At 60.3% G+C, this 18,999-nt stretch carries 15 protein-coding genes; 11 read left to right on the top strand and 4 right to left on the bottom strand.

The features are described 5' to 3' along the window. Positions 1-673: 673 nt before the first annotated feature. The 7 genes from IV501_RS02275 (at position 674) to IV501_RS02245 (ending at position 7,867) form a co-directional block, all read left to right on the top strand. Positions 674-1,189 carry a glycosyltransferase gene (locus tag IV501_RS02275; protein WP_200554781.1) on the top strand — a complete coding sequence of 172 codons (516 nt, stop codon included), beginning with the start codon at positions 674-676 and terminating at the stop codon, positions 1,187-1,189. A gap of 73 nt (positions 1,190-1,262) precedes the next feature. Further along, the gene (locus IV501_RS02270; RefSeq protein ID WP_200554780.1) at positions 1,263-2,477 is read left to right on the top strand and encodes a glycosyltransferase; all 1,215 of its coding nucleotides are present in this window, start codon (positions 1,263-1,265) and stop codon (positions 2,475-2,477) included. 60 nt (positions 2,478-2,537) lie between these two features. Beyond that, positions 2,538-3,065, top strand: a complete 528-nt coding sequence (locus tag IV501_RS02265; RefSeq protein ID WP_200554779.1) for an acyltransferase — start codon at positions 2,538-2,540, stop codon at positions 3,063-3,065. A gap of 5 nt (positions 3,066-3,070) precedes the next feature. Further along, positions 3,071-4,366, top strand: a complete 1,296-nt coding sequence (locus IV501_RS02260; RefSeq protein ID WP_200554778.1) for a hypothetical protein — start codon at positions 3,071-3,073, stop codon at positions 4,364-4,366. Between the two features lie 11 nt (positions 4,367-4,377). Next, positions 4,378-5,754, top strand: coding sequence for a polysaccharide biosynthesis protein (locus IV501_RS02255; protein WP_200554777.1), 1,377 nt, complete (start codon positions 4,378-4,380; stop codon positions 5,752-5,754). Between the two features lie 21 nt (positions 5,755-5,775). After that, positions 5,776-6,564, top strand: coding sequence for a glycosyltransferase (locus IV501_RS02250; RefSeq protein WP_200554776.1), 789 nt, complete (start codon positions 5,776-5,778; stop codon positions 6,562-6,564). A 187-nt stretch (positions 6,565-6,751) separates the two neighbouring features. After that, positions 6,752-7,867: a glycosyltransferase gene (locus tag IV501_RS02245; RefSeq protein WP_200554775.1), complete on the top strand. Its 1,116-nt coding sequence runs from the start codon at positions 6,752-6,754 to the stop codon at positions 7,865-7,867. 25 nt (positions 7,868-7,892) lie between these two features. Here IV501_RS02245 and IV501_RS02240 read toward each other — a convergent pair whose 3' ends face one another. Then, positions 7,893-10,427, bottom strand: a complete 2,535-nt coding sequence (locus IV501_RS02240; protein ID WP_200554774.1) for a GH39 family glycosyl hydrolase — start codon at positions 10,425-10,427, stop codon at positions 7,893-7,895. 179 nt (positions 10,428-10,606) lie between these two features. Between IV501_RS02240 and IV501_RS02235 the strand changes: the two genes are divergently transcribed. Together IV501_RS02235 and IV501_RS02230 are read left to right on the top strand one after the other, a co-directional pair. Further along, entirely contained in the window at positions 10,607-11,413 is an 807-nt protein-coding gene (locus tag IV501_RS02235) for a glycosyltransferase (RefSeq protein ID WP_200554773.1), read from the top strand. Further along, positions 11,410-12,399, top strand: coding sequence for a glycosyltransferase (locus tag IV501_RS02230; protein WP_200554772.1), 990 nt, complete (start codon positions 11,410-11,412; stop codon positions 12,397-12,399). Before IV501_RS02235 ends, IV501_RS02230 begins: the two co-directional genes overlap by 4 nt. On the opposite strand, the gene IV501_RS02225 is transcribed toward IV501_RS02230, so the two are convergent. Further along, positions 12,396-13,736: an O-antigen ligase family protein gene (locus tag IV501_RS02225; RefSeq protein ID WP_200554771.1), complete on the bottom strand. Its 1,341-nt coding sequence runs from the start codon at positions 13,734-13,736 to the stop codon at positions 12,396-12,398. The two genes, IV501_RS02230 and IV501_RS02225, sit on opposite strands and share 4 nt — an antisense overlap. A 10-nt stretch (positions 13,737-13,746) precedes the next feature. Then, positions 13,747-14,946 (bottom strand): CDP-glycerol glycerophosphotransferase family protein, encoded by a 1,200-nt coding sequence (locus tag IV501_RS02220; RefSeq protein ID WP_200554770.1) that lies wholly within the window; start codon positions 14,944-14,946, stop codon positions 13,747-13,749. A gap of 126 nt (positions 14,947-15,072) precedes the next feature. On the opposite strand from IV501_RS02220, the gene IV501_RS02215 reads away from it, so the two are divergent. Both IV501_RS02215 and IV501_RS02210 read left to right on the top strand, forming a co-directional pair. After that, positions 15,073-16,326: an MATE family efflux transporter gene (locus IV501_RS02215; RefSeq protein WP_200554769.1), complete on the top strand. Its 1,254-nt coding sequence runs from the start codon at positions 15,073-15,075 to the stop codon at positions 16,324-16,326. A gap of 46 nt (positions 16,327-16,372) precedes the next feature. Further along, positions 16,373-17,680 carry a UDP-glucose dehydrogenase family protein gene (locus IV501_RS02210; protein WP_200554768.1) on the top strand — a complete coding sequence of 436 codons (1,308 nt, stop codon included), beginning with the start codon at positions 16,373-16,375 and terminating at the stop codon, positions 17,678-17,680. Positions 17,681-17,707: 27 nt separating this feature from the next. Here IV501_RS02210 and IV501_RS02205 read toward each other — a convergent pair whose 3' ends face one another. Further along, complete coding sequence (locus IV501_RS02205; RefSeq protein WP_200554767.1) at positions 17,708-18,997, bottom strand: O-antigen ligase family protein; 1,290 nt, start codon at positions 18,995-18,997, stop codon at positions 17,708-17,710. Between the last annotated feature and the right edge of the window lie 2 nt (positions 18,998-18,999).

The following is an 18,999-nucleotide window of genomic DNA, read 5'->3' as shown; positions in this document are numbered from 1 at the left end:
GACATGTCAAACTTGAAACGTCGATATCGGTGATTCACGGACCATCGAGTGACGAGCTTGCTAGTCGTGGGCGATAGAAAAGGTCAGAAAACAAATGCCAGTGCCCGAGACAACATCTTCAGTTGTGATACTCGTGAGCGAACTGTCCGGAAATTCGGTAGGACGAGCGTATGTGATTTGGATGCTCGCTCGAAAACTCGGATGGAAGACTGTGGTAGTCGGCCCAGTCGAGGAGCGTTTCTGGCCACCGCTTGCGAATTCTGCATTTTCGCGGGACTGCGTCGCCCTTACGGTCGGGCGGAAATCGGACGAGGACGAGCTATCTCGACTCGCAGAGTCCTCTGACCTGATTATCGCTGTCAAGCCACTTCCCCGGTCATTCGGCCGAGCGCTTCGCTTAAAGAAGCTAACAGGTACACCGATCCTGCTGGATATTGACGACCCTGATATAGAGGCAAGGATCGGCCGAGGACGATGGACCCATATGGTCGCCAAGTCCGTACTTCGACCTCGGACCTTTTGGCCAGCTCTTGTAATGAGGTCGAAGGCGTTTGGCGTTTCGCGAATAGTAAGCAACCCCGTTCTGCAGCGTCGCTATGGTGGAACTATTGTGCCCCACGCGCGGGAAGACACCGGGCCAGGGCGAGTTCATGAAACCCACGAGCCTCGGGTCGTGTTCGTCGGGACAAATAGAAAACACAAAGGGGTGGAAACATTGCGGGGCGCAGTGCGTCAACTCCAAGATTTCGGAGTCACGCTCGTGGTAACAGATGCACCGCCAGCGGACTCCGAACCCTGGGAAGACTGGGTCGGAAACACAACTTTCGAAGGCGGACTCGAACTGGTGCGAACTGGAGACATTGTTGTGCTGCCGAGCATCCAGACTTCGATGGTCACCGAAGCGCAACTTCCTGCCAAGCTTATGGACGCAATGATTGCCGGAAGGGCAATAGTTGTAACTAATGCGGAGCCACTGATCTGGGCGGTTGGAGAAGCAGCCCTCGTTGTAGAGTCGGACAACATATCAGCGCTTGCTGATTCGCTCAGGAAACTTTCGGACCCGGTCGTTCGCCGGAAATTTGGGGATGCAATTCGTGAGCGCGCACTTTCTCGCTTCACCGTCGAGGCTGTCCTGCCTGACTTTCGACGGGCGTGTGAAGATGCAATTAAAGGGGAGTCAGGTCGATGATAAGAACCGGATCGGAGCAGCGGCCGAATCGACTTCAGTGGCCCAGTAAGTACGCGATGCTCAGGAACCCGTCTTGAGAATCGTAAGCCTCTCTAAAGTCATTCCTTTCAAGGGAATTCCCCATGCGGGCGGCGAATATGTTCGCAGGCACGTTGACGCTTTGTTAAGCCTCGGTCACACGGTAACCGTACTTGCGCCAAATGACGGACGAAATCGCGCTGCCTTGGCTTTAAACGATTTGGATTTTGAAGTCCGATTGATCGGTACGTCCGGTTGGCCTCGGTTGACGAAATTCACGGACAAATTTTGGACGACGATAGACCCAACGAATCTGGCTCCCCGCTTCCGCCGAGCGATGAAGCAAGACTCTCTTTCGCGCACGATGCTGGAAGCGGCAGACATTGTTGAGGTTCACTGGACCGAAACTATGAGTTTGCTCCCGGTCAATCTAATTGTCCCGAAGCCATTGTTGTTTTCTCAGGACGTACTCGGCCAGCGAGAACAACGGAGCCTCGACGCAACTCCCCGTTGTCGGATCATGCGCCGAGCTCTCGGGTGGCTCCGCGTTAAGAGGACGGGCCCCGGAGAGCACAGCAAGCTGTCGAGTGCGGGAATGGTTATCGCGTTCAGTGAAAAGGACGCGGGGTTAGTCCACCAAATTGTTCCCCAGGTTTCTGTCGAACATATCGACCCTCCTCTTTGGGATGATTCAATTTCAGCCGAACGCGTCAAGCGGGAACCTCGGCTAGCTCGGGTGATTATGGTCGGCGCGTTCAAGCGTCCTGAGAACAATGTCGGTGCAACATGGTTCCTGCGCGAGGTGTGGCCCAAAATAATCGAGTCTGAACCTTCCGCGGAGTTCGCCATCGTTGGTGCTTCCCCCAGCGCACAGCTGCAAGCGGCGGCAGCCGACGCTGCGAACGTCACTTTCACGGGCTACGTCGACAGTGTCGAGCCTTACTACGCATCGGCCACAGTTGCCGTGGTGCCGTTGCTGTCCGGCGCCGGAGTGAAGTTCAAAAGTCTGGACGCTCTCCTCCGAGGCGTGCCGCTGGTCGCGACAAACATCGGTGCCGAGGGAATTACCGACAATCGCGGCGGTCATCCGTTTTCGGTTCACGACGATCCAGCCGAGTTCGCGACGGCCGTCATAGAGATCCTCCGCGGCGGAGTGGGGGTTCTGGGGAACGGCGAATCGCAGCGATGGGCTCAGGCCAAATATGGCACGAGCCAATTCAAATTGAGGATCGAGTCGATTCTCCAAAAATTTGCCGGGGAGCTATCGTGAACTGCTATCGCCCCGATCCGGAAGTTCATAACTTCACTACACGATCGGCTGTTTAATATAATGAAGCAAGGATTCAAAATCGTCTTCCTGTCGGTTTTTGGCCGGTGGCCGATTCACTTCATTCGGATCGCAACGCTTCGGGCTGCGGGAGTGACCATAGAGCGCGATGTCGTCATCTACCATGGCTACCAAGTTCGAAACCCCCGAGGTCTTTTCATCGGCGAGGATTCATCGATAGGGGAGAAAGCGGTTCTAGACGCGCGTGGCGGGCTTCGCATTGGGCGGTCTGTCAACGTCTCCAGCGAAGTGCAAATATGGAGCGCGCAACATGACTGGAAGTCGGAGAGCTTCGAATATGTCGAAAGCAGCGTCGTGGTCGGGGACCGGGTTTGGATTGGACCCCGAGTTACCGTACTGCCGGGAAGTGTTATCGAAGACGGAGTTGTGATCGCAGCTGGAGCCGTCGTTCGCGGCCATCTGGACGCTTGGTCCCTTTACGCTGGCGTACCCGCCAAGAAGATCGGCGACCGTCCACATAATATGGGTTATCGCCTAGGAGGGCCGACGAAGAAGTTGTGGCTTTGGTGAGCCGCATGCAGAACCCGATCAGCGCCATTATTTCGCGAATTCACCAGGCCGGTGCGTGCATTTACGGACGAAAAGGATTCGCAAGAGTCGAGCGCATTCTGTCGATAGTGGCGGCAGCAACTATCTTTCTGCCATCTCCTGTTGCGACCCGACTTACAGTCGGCACGATCATCGCCATTGTTTGTTTCCCTTTTGCCGCGAGGCAATTTGCGAGTAATCGCCCGGCTCGATGGGTGCTGTGGGCCACTTTCGCGATTGTGCCGGTCGCGCTGGTGACCGCGTTAGTGTCACTTTCCCTGCCATCGGGACGAGAATGGAATACAAATTCACTAATCCAGCGGCTGCTTGAATACGTCGCCTTTGTCGGTGCGATGGTCGCGTGCGGGTGGTGCGCGAAGGTCAACGGAATCCAAGTAACCGGGATCGTGCTTGGAACGTTCGGAGCCCTTTTCTCCATAGTTTTCATAACGAGTGCTCAAGCGGAAAATCCATGGAAGTATGTGCTTGCCTGGCCGTTGTCACTGCTGTTCGCGTCGTTGTTGGCTCGCGCACCACTGCTGATCTCGGTGGTGTCCATGCTTGGGTTGGCGTACGTGAGCTTCGCGTTCGAGTCACGGAATGCTGCGGGCGCCTTGGTGCTGGCCGCGGTATTGGCGGTCATTATCAAGCGACGAAAGCGCGGACTATCACCTGGTCGAGTCGTTGCTTTTGGAGGGGCAATTGTCCTCACCTGCGCCGCTGTGTTCATTGCCTTGACAAGCATGGTGAGCGCTGGACTATTTGGCCATGTCCTGCAATCTCGTCAGAGTTCACAGGGTGCGATTGGCCTTCTCGCGGGACGTATTGAGCCGCTTGCGCTCTTGGGTTACTTCAAAAACTCCCCGCTGGGTGTCGGAATCGGTGTCGTTCCGTCGCGTACTGATCGTGCTGCCGCAATACATGAGTTGAGCGCCGGAGCAAATTTCAAAAATCTAAACACCGACTACATTTACGAACGGCTGGTGGGCGAAAGAGTCGACTTGCATTCCATAGTCGGCACGTTTTGGTACGACGCTGGTTTGATCGGCCTAGTAATCGGACTGTTCCTGATCTTTGTTGTTGGGCGTGGGATACTTGCAACCCGAACCAACTATGTAGTGATTGCTTTCGCCGCAGTTCAGGGGCTATGGGATCTCCTCTTCTCCCCGCTTGGTGCCAATGGGCGGTGGGTCGGGATCGCTCTCGCGCTGGTGCTAGTGGCCAGCGCAGAGAAGTTTAGTGGGAGCCCCGAATTACGGGAGCCAGCCGGCATACAAACGTAAAAGGATCCGATGTGCGCCGCCTTCTGGTTTCGAATCTTGCCGTTCGAGCGATAACAACTCCGATAGCTCTGGTTTCTGGGCTCGTCAGCGCTTGGCTAGCTGTCGGCTACCTGGGAGCTGAACTGTATGCGTCCATAATCCTCATAACGACTTTGTCGCAACTCTTGCCTTTCGCGGACATGGGTGTCGGCGCGGCTGTGATCAACGAGGTTGCGGCGCAACGCAAGGGTGATAGGAGTCAGCATGTATATAGGGTTCTCGTGTCGGCGCAGCGTATTTTGCTGGTGGCTGGCGCAGCTATCATCCTCGCCGCGATCCTTCTTGCGATAATTGGTATCTGGCCGATTGTGCTGGGATCGGGATCGAAATTCCTCAACGACCCGACTCTGTTGGCAATCGCATTCTTCGGAATGTTCTCGGCCTTCATTTTCTTCCAACTTGGGTACCGAGTTCTAACAGGTATCGGAAAAAATCAAGTTGGGTCTTTGCTCAGTTGCGGTGCAAGTATTCTCAGCGTCTTGCTTATTTGGGGCGGAGTTGCACTCGAACTGGCGCCAGTGTGGTTTGTTATGGCACAGACTATTTCTGCGGCGATTTTCGCCCTGGTGGCTAGCCTGCTAGCCGGCAAGTGGAGCGGATATTCCTATATCGGTATCGTCATCGATATTTTCAGGCCGAGAACAGTGAAGCAAATCTCGATACGGGGGAGTGCGCTCCCCATGCTTGTAATCATGGCGGCGTTGCCCGCTCTACTCTTCGGGCACAAATTGATATTGAGTCATGTTTCAAGTTCTAATCAACTCGTGGCCTACACATTTGCCAGCCAGATTTACGCGCCCGCTTGGGCCGCCGTGTCTGGGACCCTTCTAGCGCTCTGGCCAGCCTTTGCGGCTGCTCGTTCGGTTTCCTCTAGTCGGGATACCCTTCGCGTTTTGAGAAGAACTTTGGTCCTCGTTGCATCCGCGTCTGCCCTTGCCTCGCTGGCGCTTGTCTTAGTGCTGCCCTCTGCGGCTTTGCTCATCGGCCACGGCCAGACGTCGGTTTCGTGGTGGTTGGCTGGAGGATTCGGCGCACTTATATTTGCTCAATCGGCCTTCTACCCGTTGGGTGTGTACCTCACTCGAGACCGCGAGCTCAGATTTCAGGCAATCTGTGTGGCACTCATGTTGGTGGTAGGGCTGCCGGCGTGCATCGGTGCCGCCAAATTGTGGGGTGCCCCAGGACCGGTGTGGGTTTCTGCCGTGTCCATTCTCACTTTCCAACTCGTGCCGGCCCTGATATTCCTAAGTCGGAACGGAAAACCCGTCGTAGTCGATGACGATGGAGCTGCAAGAGGAACAGGCATTGCGAGCGAAACACGGGTCGCGAACGGGCCGACGATTGGTTAGGACACTGTGCAACAGCCAGTATTGAGCATCGTTACGATCACGTGGAATAACCTTGCGGGTCTGAAAGAGACGATGAATTCCGTCAGGATTCAGGACATTTCCGATAGAGAAGTCATCGAGCACATCGTGGTCGATAATTTGTCGTCCGACGGTACTAGAGAATTCATGGAATCCCTGGCGCGCAGCGATCTGCGATATGTCAGGGAGGGGGATTCGGGGATCTACGATGCGCTCAACAAGGGAACTGGACTTGCGAACGGCAGGTTTATCCTCTATTTGAATGCTGGGGACAAGTTCCATGATCAGGCGTCTTTGGGACACATGATCCAAGTTTCTACGGAAAAGCTTGAGTCGCCAGCTATCGTCTTTGGCGCCGTACAGGTCGAACCCGGGAAACCGGAGAAACTGTTACGAAATGTTCCTCATAATTGGTTTCTTCATGCGTTTGGAATGCGCTCGGCTTGCCATGCAGCTACTGTATTTTCCGCATCTGCAGTACGGGAAGCAGGCGGGTACTCACTCCGAGCAGGGTTCGCGGGCGACTACGACCTGATCCTCCGACTCGGGTTGATGGGGAGAATACTTGGAAGCGATCGAGTTTCTGTCGACTACGACGGAACTGGGTTGTCTGCTCAGCGCAAAGATGAGATTCCCATGCTGTTACATCGAGTCCGCTCGGAGCGGTTTCAATATCCGCCGTGGGCGCGAAGACTGGATGCTGGCTTTGTGAGGCTTCTCAACGGGTACAGGGCAGTCCGCAGGTCTCTCAATCAACCGAGAGCTTTCACCTCGAAGCGTTCAACGAGGTAAGACCTAAATCGAGTCACGGCTAAGTAACACAGGTCACGTGAAGTCGTTTGAAAGGCTTGCCGCACGCGGCTTCTAAGGTGCCGCGAGCCGGCGTGTCCTGACTGTTCTAGGATTGTGGAGCCTCGGACGAATCGCGGCAGACATTACGGTTACTGCTTATCGCCGAGGGGCGCGGAAAGCGTTTGATATGGTCGGCCTGATTGCCCACGAGTGGATCGAAGCTCGTGGCGGTTCCGAGAATGTTCTCGAGGCGATTGCCGCGCTCTATCCCGACGCCGACCTGGTCACGCCTTGGTCGAACGCTCCGCATCGATTTCCTGATCGCAACGTTCGAGAGCTCTGGCTAGCCGACTCGCCACTGCGCGGTCGCAAGGCGGCCTCGGTTCCCTTTCTTACTGCGGCGTGGCGCTCGGCCATACCGTCGAACAAGGAATACGACTGGGTGCTTGCAAGCTCCCACCTCTTCAGCCACCACATTCGCCCACGCGGCCTGAACGCCGACGCGCCAAAGTTGATTTACGCCTATACGCCGGCCAGATATATCTGGAATCGGGAGATGGACGAGCGAGGCAACGGCCTGATCGCCAAAGCGGGGTCCGTCGTGTTGCGACCGCTCGATCGCAAGCGGGCACAGGAAGCAACGGCTGTCGCGGGAATAAGCAACTTCGTGCGCGATCGCATCAGTTTCAACTGGCATCGTGACGCGACGGTGATCTATCCGCCGGTCGAAACGACGGCGCTCCAGTCCGTCGCGGACTGGCGAACTCACCTCGGTGGCGACGAGTTGGCGATTCTCGATTCCCTCCCTGCCGATTTCGTACTCGGAGCATCACGTTTCATTCCGTACAAGCGGCTTGATCTGGTGATCGCATCCGGCGAAGAAGTCGGGATGCCGGTGGTGCTTGCAGGAGGCGGCCCAGAAAGGCCTCGGCTCGTTGCACAGGGGGCGGAGGCATCAGTTCCCGTTACCTTCGTCGACGACCCGTCGAGTGCGCTCCTTTACGCCATCTACCAGCGGGCATCGGTATTCGTATTCCCCCCGCTCGAGGATTTCGGGATCATGCCGGTGGAAGCGATGGCGCTCGGGACTCCGGTCGTCGCCAACGCGATCGGCGGATCGGCCGAGACCGTGGATGCCGGTGTCTCCGGCGTCCACTTTGAGGCTCTGGTGAAAGAAGACGTCGGCCGTGCGATCGGCCAGGCCTTGGCTCTCGACCCGGACGACTGCCGCCGCTGGAGCGGAAAGTTCTCCCGCGAAGCGTTCGACGCGTCATTCACCGAGTGGATGAACAACTCACTGTGAGGGCCGCCTTCGGCTTGGGATCGAGCTAGTTCTGGCCGGTCTTCGAGGTCATGGTGAGGTCGTCCGCCCAGCCTGTGCCGCCGCCCGTTTTGGTGATCGTCAGATCGGCCGTGGTCTGGCCTTTGGCCGTCGTGAACGTGACCCAAGTGGCTGCCCACTTCGGGGACACCGTGGAAGCCGCGCTGCTGCCTGCCTGAAGGGTCATACCGCCCCCGGTGGCGCTCGACCTCACGTAGCCCCCGACGGTGTAGGTAGTGCCGGGCGTGAGGCCGGCCACGGCATAGGTGAGACGAGATCCGGCCTTGGTCAGCGCGACCGCAGCGTTTCCGCCGTGCACGACGAGCGATTGCACCTTCGCGCTGCCGCGAGCCTTCCAGGGTGACAGCTTCGTTCCCTCGAATCCGCCATTGCTCAGACCATTCCGATAGGCCTCGAGCTCGGTGAGCTGAAAGTGGTACACCGAGGCTCCATTCTCCGAAGACGGGCGAGCGAGCTTGGTCGCTTCCACCTTGAGATAACGGACGCTTTTCGGTTCGAAGGTGAAAGTCTGCGGGCCGATCACAGTTGTCTTCGCGTGATAGTTGGTGACGGCGCTCAGATCGGTCCAGGTGGCGTTGTCGCTCGAACCCTTGATCGTGAAGTCGGAGGGGAATCCTTCTCCTTCGTGGCCCGCTGAGTTGCGAGACCACATGACGACGGAATCTACCGCCCTTGATTTTCCGAAGTCGACTCTGGCGGATTCTGTAGCCGACTGGTCCGCGTGACCGGCGGAGCTCCATCCTTCGGCGCCCTTTCCAACCCACGGCACGCTGATCCGGCGCCCGTCGATTAGGTTTGCGGTGCCCCAACCCGCGATCGGTACCTCCGCAGACGAGGAGGTCGTCGTCACTGTCGAGCCTGCACCGGACGCGGCGAGGTCGATGTTGGATGGCTGCGCAACGGGTGTGGCCGCCTGTGCCTTCTTCGTAGAGGGAGTGAACGTGAGCTCGGTGATCCCGTGGGCTGGAATTCGAATGGATTTCTTGTACGCGGAGGCTCCTGCGACGATGGTATCGCTGATGACCGGCGCGTTTTCATTCGGGCTCGGATAGCGATAGTCGACTGCGGTCGAGGTGTCGGCGAACGAGTTGCCCTTGTGATCGCTCACCATGGTCTGCGAGATCTCGAAGTTCGACTTCGAGTAGGGGAGCTTGGTAAGCGAGACGGCCATCGTGCTGTCCACGGCAGTGTTGTTCCAGAGAAGCAGGGTGGCTTTCTTCTTCGTGGGATTCTTCGTCATCAGCCCGAAGACATCTTTGGTGTCTGTTCCCGCACCCGCTATCGTCGCGGCGATCCTCGTCGGATCAAGGTGGGAGTACATCTCGAAGACGTTTCCGACTGACTTCCGGTGCCCATCCATGGTGATCAGTCCGAGGTCGCCGAGATAGGCCTTGCTCGGATTCGCACCCTCAAGGGGGCCGAACCAGAAGATCTTGGCGGCACCGGCTCCGATCGCGGTGTACAGCCGCTTCGCAACGTAACTCGATCCGCTGACACTCGAGTTGGTGTCCGACCCCTGGCCGACCCCGAGCCCGGAGGCCGGGTTGCTGTTCCACTCGGTGATGTAGATCGGGATGTTGCGACCGGTCGCCTTCAACCAGGCCTGAGCCTTCGGCCCGTCAGAAAAATCGCCGATGTAGTAGCTGTGGTACGAGAAGAAGTCGGCCGGAACGGTCGGGTTCGCGGTAAGCCACTGCAGGAACCGGGAGGACCAGCCGCCGAGCTCGCCGATCGTCGAGGTCGCGGCACCGCCCACCTGAGCCGTCGAGTCGGCGGCTTTCACTGCGGCAACGGTTGCCGCATAGAGTGCCTCGTATTGCTCGATGGTGCCGGTGTACGTGTACAGGCTGTCGATCTCGTTCCAGACCTCCCAATTGCGGCCTGACATCCCCATCGCCTTGTAATGCGCGACGAGCGCGCCGCTCGCCGCAGCGAAGATCTCTGTGGAGACCGGGGCCTTGTAGAGCGCTTTACCCGACACGGACGGAGAGTACGACAGCGAGAAGAATGGCGTCATGCCGTTTCGCACCAGAGGAAGTACCACGCGGTCCAGGTTGGTGAAATCGAAGGTTGCTTTTCCGTCGGCCGCGATATTCACAACGTGGTAATAGTTGTCGTCGAAGACATGGTCGATACGGATGTCTCTTAACCCCATGCTGGACATCTGCGCGGCCTGCGCCGGGAACCAGTTCATATTCTGCATCGGTGCGTAGCCGCCCTGTGATGCGTTCATCAAGACGTTCTGATCGACTGTCCCGTTGGCTTTCGTGTAGTCCGCAGCCAGCGTCGAGGTGGTCGAAGTGGCGGTCGACGTCTCCGGAGTTGTTTGAGAGATGGGAGTGCGCGTAAACGGAGGCTGGGCCGCGACGGGAGCCGACGACGCTGTCAGTTTCGGCGTCGGTGTCGGCGTCGGGGACGTGCACCCCGCGACGATGGCAGCGATGAGCGCGACGCAGGCAGCGACACGGGTGGTTCGGAGGGCGCGTCTCACCAATGTGGGCGCTGGGGCGTTGTTTCTCACGAGGACCTCTCATTTACAGCTGGGTGGTTCCCGCATCTCGACAATGGAATGCCGATGGGCGAGCTTACCTTTACTCGGTGCGACGACGCACGGCGTGGGCCGGGCCTGTCGCGAACGAGAGGATTAGGATGGGTCGACCGGGATATCCCCGCTCTTTGGCCACAAGGGAATCGACTATCGTGCCTTTTCCGTGGACGTTGATCACCGTCGCGTTCAACAGTGCCAGTGAACTGGAGCGGTACTGGTCGCGTCCGACCCCCGCCGACGTCGAATGGATCGTCGTCGACAACAGCTCGACGGACGACAGCGCGCTCGTAGCTGAACGGCTGGGCGCCACCGTGATCAGACTCGATCACAACGTCGGTTTCAGTGCCGCGAACAATGTCGGCCTCGCCGCTGCGCGTGGGGAATTCATCGCGTTCGTGAATCCTGACGTCTCGGTCGAATTCGATGATCTGCCCGACCTCGCGCAAACAATTGAACGGAATGGTGGGTTGGTGAGTCCCCAACTCGTTAACAACGACGGCCGAGATCAGCCGAACGGGCGCGGAGCACCACTGCTGCTGTCGAAGGTGGTCAATCGTGTCTCACGTCAGTCCGCGGTTCATCACTCCTATCTGGTCTTCGCAGAGCCGGGTCAGGAGCGATTCATTTTCTGGAGCATGGGCGCAGTGGTCGCAGGTTCCGCTGCGACGTTCGCCGCGCTCAAAGGGTGGGATGAGCGGTTCTTCATCTACTACGAGGACAAGGACATCGCCATCCGATCCTGGCGATCCGGTCGTCCGGTCGTACTTGCGGGCCAGTTCCGCTGGAACCACGGTTGGGCGCGGGAAACCGCGCATTTCAGACTGTCGCCCTGGGCGCATGAGATCGCATCCCTCGTAAAGTTCTACGCCCTATACCCGGAGTTCATCTTCGGCGGTCGGTTCGCAGAACGCCGGCACCCCGAGGCATCGGCCAATTCAGGAAAAGTTCCTGGCGCGTGACCCTCGCGGCGGTACCGAACTCACACGTGCGTCCGGCGAGCCTCGTGCTCACGGTGCTGAACGAGGGCCACAGCTTGCCGACCTTCCTCCGAAGCCTCTCCGCACAGCGCCATCTACCGAGCGAGGTGGTGATCGTGGACGGAGGGTCCGCCGATGACACCGTTGAGATATTGACGGCATGGAGTCCTCCAGCCGGAACAGCCGTTCGGATCGTCGAGCGCCCCGGCGCGAATATCTCCCAGGGGCGGAATACCGCCATCTCACTTGCGGAATCGCCATGGATTCTGGTGACTGACGGCGGAACCGTGCTTGATCCGGGGTGGATCGAGTCGTTGCTCGACTCATTCGACGGGCAACCGACGCCCACAGTTGTCAGCGGTTTCTTCCGCCCGACGGGCGAATCTCTTGTCGAACGAGCCATCGCGTTCACCGCCACCCCGCGGTTGACTGAGATCGATTCAGCGACGTTCCTGCCGTCAAGCAGATCGATCGCGTTTACGCGCGACGCGTGGTCTCAGGCCGGCGGGTATCCGGAATGGCTCGACTACTGCGAGGACCTTGTCTTTGATCTTCGGCTGAAGGAACTGGGGCACCGATTCGCATTCGCTCCGTTGGCCACTGTTACGTGGTCCGCCCGGCATAGCGTGCGCGAATTCATGGTGCAGTACTACCGGTACGCCCGCGGCGACGGCAAGGCCGGGTTGTGGGCGAAGCGGCACTCCGTGCGCTATCTGGCGTACTCCGGGGGGATTGCGCTGGTCGTCGTCGCCTTCTGGCAGCCGATCGTACTCATCCCGCTCGTCGCCGCGGGAAGCCTTTACCTGTCGAAGTACGTACGTCGTGTGTGGCGTGCACGAGAGGAGTTCGGTACCGGGCTCACCCGGGGGCTCGCGCTCGTGCCAGTCATCGTCGTCGCCGGTGATCTGGCCAAGATGGCCGGGTATCCAGTCGGGCTCCGCTGGAAACGGCAGAACCGACCGAGCTAGTTCCGAGGACGCAAGAGCTCTTCGGCGGTCGGGCCGTCGATGGGCGCCGGGGTCGTCCGCTCCGTCGGTCCATTTGTTGAAACGTCGGGTTCGGCTGGGAGCTTGCGGTCGGCGTAGCCGATGGCAAGCGCGGTGAGGGCCATGAGCAGTCCGACCGGGAAGGGGCTCAGACGCTGGTACAGCACGGTTGCCTCGAGAATGCCGGCCGACAGCATCGCGAAAATGAACGGCCAGGCGTATCCACGCCCGGCTTTCGACGACGTGATATAGCCGGCCACGGTCGCCGCGATAACCGCGATGACGCCGACGATGCCGATGTCGACAGCCAGACCGAGCCAGAGGTTGTGTGGGCTGTACGAAGTCAGGCCATTGTTGATCGGACCGGAGTTGCGGATCCAGAAGGATGCGCCCTGGCCGAACAGAGGAGACTGTTCAATCAGTCCACGGGCGAGTCCCCAGAGGTTCCCTCGATTTGTGAAGGCCGCGTGTGGAAAAGCCACGAATGCGGGTATCAGGCTCACCAGGAGTACCGGAGCGGCGAGCACCCACGGGCGCCGTCCGAACCAGTCGATACGAAGGAACAACGAGAGAACCGACCCAAGTACTACCGCCACCATCGCGGTGCGACTTCCGCTGAGCATCACGATCATCAGCACGGGTAGCGGCAGAATCCAGGCGCGCCATCCTTTGATGGTGTAGACGACAGCCGGCGCGATGAGGGCAAGGGTCACACCGGTCACATTGCTCCCGGCTCCGAAGTCGACAGTGAGTGCGCGGTCGCTGAGCAGACATTTGAAGCTCTGAGCGCACGGGCGGAGAGCGAGTTCCGGCTTCACGAAGACAAAGACCGCAAGAACCAGAACAAGAAGCGCGAGCGCCAAGGTCACGCCCCGTTTAAGGATGTCCAACTGGCCGCCTTCTCGCCGGACGAAGAGCGCGGGAGCCAGAGCTGCGGTGGCAGCGAGCACATGCCCCCACGACTGGCCGAGCACGAGAGCGCCCACAGCTTCCGCGAGAAGGATCGCAACCAGAGCGAACGTCGGAAGCAGCACGAATTGAAAGCCGCGAACCATTGCAATCACAGCGACAATCACACTGACAAGAAGCAGTGGCGCGAACTGGAACGCGAACAGTTGCTCCGTGCGCAGCGGCCGATTCGCATCTTTCAGGTAGTACCCGAAAATGGTGGCGATGATCGGCCAGACGCCCGCTGCGGCGGGGTAGACCAGAAGCGGGATTCGCCGGAGCGCCGGTCCCCAGCCCGAACGATATTCGCGGGAACTGAAGATGAGTGCAATGGTGGCGAGCGCCCCGATGGCAACGAGCGCTTGAGTCATGGCAGCGAGCTTACCTAAGGGTGAGGGGTACCGAGACCGAATGGGCGCCCGCGTAGAAGATCACGGAATCGATGACGGCGTCCGAACGGTGATCCACTTTTGGGAACTCAATGGACTCTTTCACCGCGGCAAGGGCCTCCGACTTCCAGATCGCACCATTGGCGATCGACTCGACGAATCTTTCCAGCCGGGAGCTGTCGGACAACTCGAGTTCTGCTGCGACTGTGCGGATCGATGGCGTATTGAGCCCGCGCGCCTCTGCGTATGCATCGACGTCATGGATCAGCAAGCCGATCGATTTACCTGACGAGAGGTAGTCGACCCAGACGCTGGAAAAATCCGATACGAGACCGTCGCTGAGCTGCAGGAACTGATAGAACGAGAGGCCCGCGCTGCGCAGGCTCTCGTTGGTGATGGAGGAGATCTCCCACTCGTCAGAGACGCCTTGGGCGTCGAGCACGTGGGATTTGGTCACCAGGGTGATGTCGTGCTGAGCACAGAGCGTCTTGAGCTCAGCCATCGACCGTCGGTACTCATCCATCGTGTCCAGCCGCTCGCCGTCGACCCACCCGCCGAAGGCTGCATGATCACTGACCCGGTAGGTGGGGAGCCATACGACAACCGGGCGACCCGGATCAATGCCTAGTGCGCTGAGTCTGCTTCGATCGGCTGACTCGTCGAACGCATCTTCGCGCGGATTGCCGGTGACGACAGCGGCATCCTCGGCGGTTATCCCCAGATCACGGATGACCTGGAGCCCCCATGTGCTCGAGTTCGTGCTGGCGAGATCTGCGAGGTAGTGGAATTGGGCTCCGTTCGGCTTCGCACTTTTCGGACCGTGACCGTGGCCGAGAAGCACGTGAATCCGTCTTCTTCCGGATCGGGGGCTGCCGAACAATCCATGGGTATAGAAGACCACCCGGGCGCGGAGGAATATCCAGAGTCCACGAATCGTATTCTTCGAAACGAAGCGAGGCTCTCGATCGAGTGGCTTGTTCTGCCGGTTGGCGATTCGATAGAGCGCCCGCGAGTCGTCGGGGTTCTTCGAGAGAAGCACTACCCGGCTTTTCGGCGTTGACGCATCGAGCGCCGAATGGGCGATCCGGAGCGCGTTCTCCTCGTCGTCGCCGAATCCGTGAATCGCGATGATCGTAGACGGCGGGACCACAAGGATCGCAAATGCGACGAAACGATCGAGCAGTCGGGGCAATCGACACCAGCCTTCCGGCGAACGAGCGCCGGGATCGAGTGTACTGGCGGCTCATGCTCGATGAAATGCGCCACAACGATAGGCTGCGTTCACGATGGATTCCGCAACTCTCGACGATTGTCCGTCGTGCTAGATCACCTTGTGCGGCCGATTTCCCGCCGCCGCTCTGCCGTACTCGGCATCGTCGATCAGGGCCTTTCGAGTGTGTCGAACTTCTTCATCGTTATTGCCGCAGCGAGGCTCCTCTCCGCTGAGGAGTTCGGGGCGTTCTCGGTTGTCTTCATCACCTACTCGATCATCATCGGTGGCTATCAAGCTTTCATCGGCCAGGAGCTCGTTCTTGCCAATGGCGACCGCAGATATCTCGCCGCACGGGCGGTGGCCGCGTGCCGCGCGGCTCTTGCGCTATCGATTCCGGTAGTGGTTGTCCTTGTCGTCTGGGCGATCCTCGTCGAGGAGGTGCGGGGCCCTCTTGTCGTTCTCGCGATAATTCTGGGGCCGCTGGCCGTGCACGAGACCGCGCGGTTCGGCGCTGCGCTACTCGACTCCACCCAGCTAGCGGTGGCTATCGATGCGGTCTGGGTCGGGGCTGTCGCTGTTCTCATCGCGCTCTGTGCGCTCGGTGTATTCGGAGTCCCCAACGCCACGATGGTCACGTTGTTGTGGGGGATCGCCGGACTGGTCTCGCTGGTTCCGCTCGCGTTTTTCGTGCCGCGAATCCGTCTGCTCGGCAACCACATCGAATTCCGCCGGGTGTTCGAGCGGCGCTATCTCGGGCATCGGTTTTTCGGAGAGTTTTTCGCCGTCCGTGCGACCAGTCAGGGACTCACTATCGTGCTCGGGGGTCTTGCCGGTCTGACGGCGACGGGAGCTCTTCGGGGGGTCTCGACCCTATTCGGGCCGCTCAACGTGCTCCTCAACGCGGTGGTCGCCTTTACGATCCCCATCCTGCGTCGGTTTGAGCCTCGAGTACGCGACCGGTGGACTTTCGCTCTCGCCGGTGCCCTTGCGTTGGTCTCCGCGACGCTCATGGTCGTCTTGCTGGTCCTGCCGGATGAAGCCGGACGCCTCTTACTCGGTGACACCTGGGCCGGCGCGCGGACTCTGCTCGTGCCGATCGGTGTGCAAGCGATCGCGCTCTCGATCAGCACGGTGTGTGTGATCGCGCTTCGGATGATCGATCCCAAAGCGACTCTGTGGATCCGTCTCGCCGGGGCGGTGATCGTCATCATTCTTTTCTTCGTCGGATTCGGCATTGACGGCGTGGTCGGCGCCATTTGGGGGCTGTGTGTGGCCGCGATCATCCAGGCAGTGCTTCTGGCAATCCAATACGCGCGACTGCGAGTCTCTGAAGAACTGACAGTCCAACCATCTGATTGAATTACCCAGTTACGCGTGCCCGACGCGTGAACAACAGGAGCAACACATGAAGATCTCAGTCATTGGATGCGGGTATCTCGGGGCGGTCCATGCTGCGGCGATGGCCGAACTCGGTCATGACGTCGTCGGTATCGACGTCGACGCAGCCAAGATCGCCCAGCTCGCCGACGGTCGCCCGCCGTTTTTCGAACCCGGGCTGCCGGAGATCCTGACCTCCGCGATGGCCACCGGTCGTCTGCGGTTCAGCACCGACATCGCCGAGGTGCGCGGATCGCGCGTGCATTTCGTCGCGGTCGGTACCCCGCAGCGCGACGGAAGCAATGCCGCCGACATGACCTACGTCGACGCGGCCATCCACTCCCTGCTTCCCCATCTGTCCGAGGGCGACATCGTGGTCGGGAAGAGCACCGTACCGGTCGGATCGGCCGCCCGCCTCGCCGACGTGATAGCGGCATCCGGAAGCGGAGCGGTGCTGGCCTGGAACCCCGAGTTCCTTCGCGAGGGCTTTGCCGTGCTCGACACGATGACCCCCGACCGCCTCGTGTACGGCGTCGCCGCCGGCGACGAGACCGCCGCATCCATTCTGGACGAGGTGTACGCGACGGCGATCGCCTCCGGCACCCCCGTCGTCGTCACCGACTATGCGACGGCCGAGCTGGTCAAGGTCGCCGCGAACGCCTTCCTCGCTACCAAGATCTCGTTCATCAACGCCATGGCCGAGATCGCTGAAGTCACCGCCGCCGACGTCACCCAACTCGCCGACGCGATCGGCTTCGACAACCGCATCGGGCGCCGCTTCCTTAACGCCGGGGTCGGCTTCGGCGGAGGGTGTCTCCCGAAGGACATCCGCGCCTTCACCGCCCGCGCCGAGGAACTCGGGCGTGGCGAATCGGTCGCCTTCCTGAAAGAGGTTGACAACATCAACCTCCGCCGCCGCCAGCGCGTCGTCGACCTCACCGTCGCAGCGCTCGGTCCGGTGGTCAACGAGAAGAAGGTCGCCGTGCTCGGCCTCGCCTTCAAGCCCCACTCCGACGACGTGCGCGATTCGCCGGCGCTCGACGTCGCCGTGCAGCTGCGCGGACTCGGAGCGGACGTCGTGGCGACCGATCCGCAGGCCATCGAGAATTCGCGCGCCCGGCATCCACAACTCTCCTACTCCGCGAGCGTCGAAGAGACCCTGCGGGGCGCGGACGCCGTGGTGTTGGTGACGGAATGGCCGGAATTCGCTGAGATCGACCCAGTTTGGGCCGCTGGCCTCGTGCGTACCTCCGTGATCATCGACGGCCGCAACAAGCTCGACGCGGCCGCCTGGCGCGCTGCAGGGTGGACCTACCAGGGGCTCGGCCGTCCCTGACCCGAGGCCCGAGCCAACTCCGACGAGCTATTCCTCGAGCGGCCGGGGTGACATCGTCTCGGCAAACGCCCGCCGCCAACTGAGCTCCCGCGCAGCCTTCACTGAACACACGACGAACGTGAGCCAGCCGAACTCGACCAGAATCGAGCTCTCGGCCAGCGACGAGACGGCGAGAACGACCAGCACCAGCGCCGGCCACGCGTAGACCACGCTGCGCTGGCGTGAGGCGAGCAGCCACGAACGGATAAACGCGAGCCCGAGCAACCCGACGAAGAGCAGCAGCCCAATCAGTCCGATCTGCAGCCACACGTCGAGGTAGGCGTTCAAGCCAGAGGTCGGCGCATCCACGATGTTCGAATACGGCGGGATGCTGCGGCGCCACTGCCCGATCCAGCCCCAGCCTTCGAGTTCGTGCAGCGGGTTCAGGAGCCGGATCTGTTGCCACAGGCGCAGACGTTTGGAGAGCTCGCTGCTTGCAGCAAAGGCGTTGATGACCGGCGTTCGATACGCCCAGGCGAGGATCGTGGCGACGATCGCGAGCACGAGCAGGGCGACCTGGCCAATCCGCTTGCGCTGCGGCGGAAGCTGGCGAATGCCGAAGAGTGCGAGCGTCGCCAGCGCGACGATCACCATGGTGCCAATGGCGACGGGGGAGCGGGAGAGCAGCAGCAGCGCGCCGGCGAGCACCAGCGAAGCTATTGCGGTGCCGCGACGCACCGACTTCGTCCGCAACTCAAGGCCGAAGGTGACTATGGCGATGAGCGCGATGACCCCGAGGTGGTTGCGTCCGCCGAAGATGCCCTGAATGGGACCCAAATCCGCAAGATGACCGGCCACCCCGAGGAACGGAAGCGGGGTATCGATGAGCACGCCGGAGAAGATCTCCAGTGCCAGCGACAGCAGCAAGGCGGCCCGCAGCACGTCCCCGAAGGCGCGAGCGATCTGGATCGTGTCGCGAACGAGCGCGACGTAGATGCCGAGCAGGCTGACCGCTCCGAAATACAGGATGCTGCCGAGACTCGCCCACTGATACTGGCTCCAGAACACCGAGACAGCAGCCCAACCCACGAAGACCATGAGGGAGATTGGCAGCAGGCCGTTCCACTCGATCATGTGGCGTTGAGCCAGCAGTGACAGCGACGCCAACACCACGAGGCCCCCGAGCACCGCGAGAGCGCCAGGCCAGCCGATCAGGTCGCGCGCCAGCACCGCCGCAAGCTCGCTCGCGACGATGACCAGCGTGAGGGCGGAAGAAAGCCGGGGCGACGCGAAGAAGTGCTCCGCGACATCCAATGCCGAGGGGGCGGGTGAACTCATCT

The sequence above is a fragment of the Lacisediminihabitans changchengi genome, assembly GCF_016634425.1.
Taxonomy (GTDB): Bacteria; Actinomycetota; Actinomycetes; order Actinomycetales; family Microbacteriaceae; genus Lacisediminihabitans; species Lacisediminihabitans changchengi.
The sequence above is the reverse complement of the archived record's forward strand: the minus strand, read 5'-3'. Positions and strand labels throughout refer to the sequence as shown.

What these genes read in the sequence shown, in the direction of transcription:
- IV501_RS02265 (WP_200554779.1), top strand. Translation starts at nt 2,538, where the DNA reads ATGAAGCAAGGATTCAAAATCGTCTTCCTGTCGGTTTTTGGCCGGTGG.
- IV501_RS02260 (WP_200554778.1), top strand. Translation starts at nt 3,071, where the DNA reads ATGCAGAACCCGATCAGCGCCATTATTTCGCGAATTCACCAGGCCGGT.
- IV501_RS02245 (WP_200554775.1), top strand. Translation starts at nt 6,752, where the DNA reads ATGGTCGGCCTGATTGCCCACGAGTGGATCGAAGCTCGTGGCGGTTCC.
- IV501_RS02225 (WP_200554771.1), bottom strand. Translation starts at nt 13,736, where the DNA reads ATGACTCAAGCGCTCGTTGCCATCGGGGCGCTCGCCACCATTGCACTC.
- IV501_RS02210 (WP_200554768.1), top strand. Translation starts at nt 16,373, where the DNA reads ATGAAGATCTCAGTCATTGGATGCGGGTATCTCGGGGCGGTCCATGCT.
- IV501_RS02205 (WP_200554767.1), bottom strand. Translation starts at nt 18,997, where the DNA reads ATGAGTTCACCCGCCCCCTCGGCATTGGATGTCGCGGAGCACTTCTTC.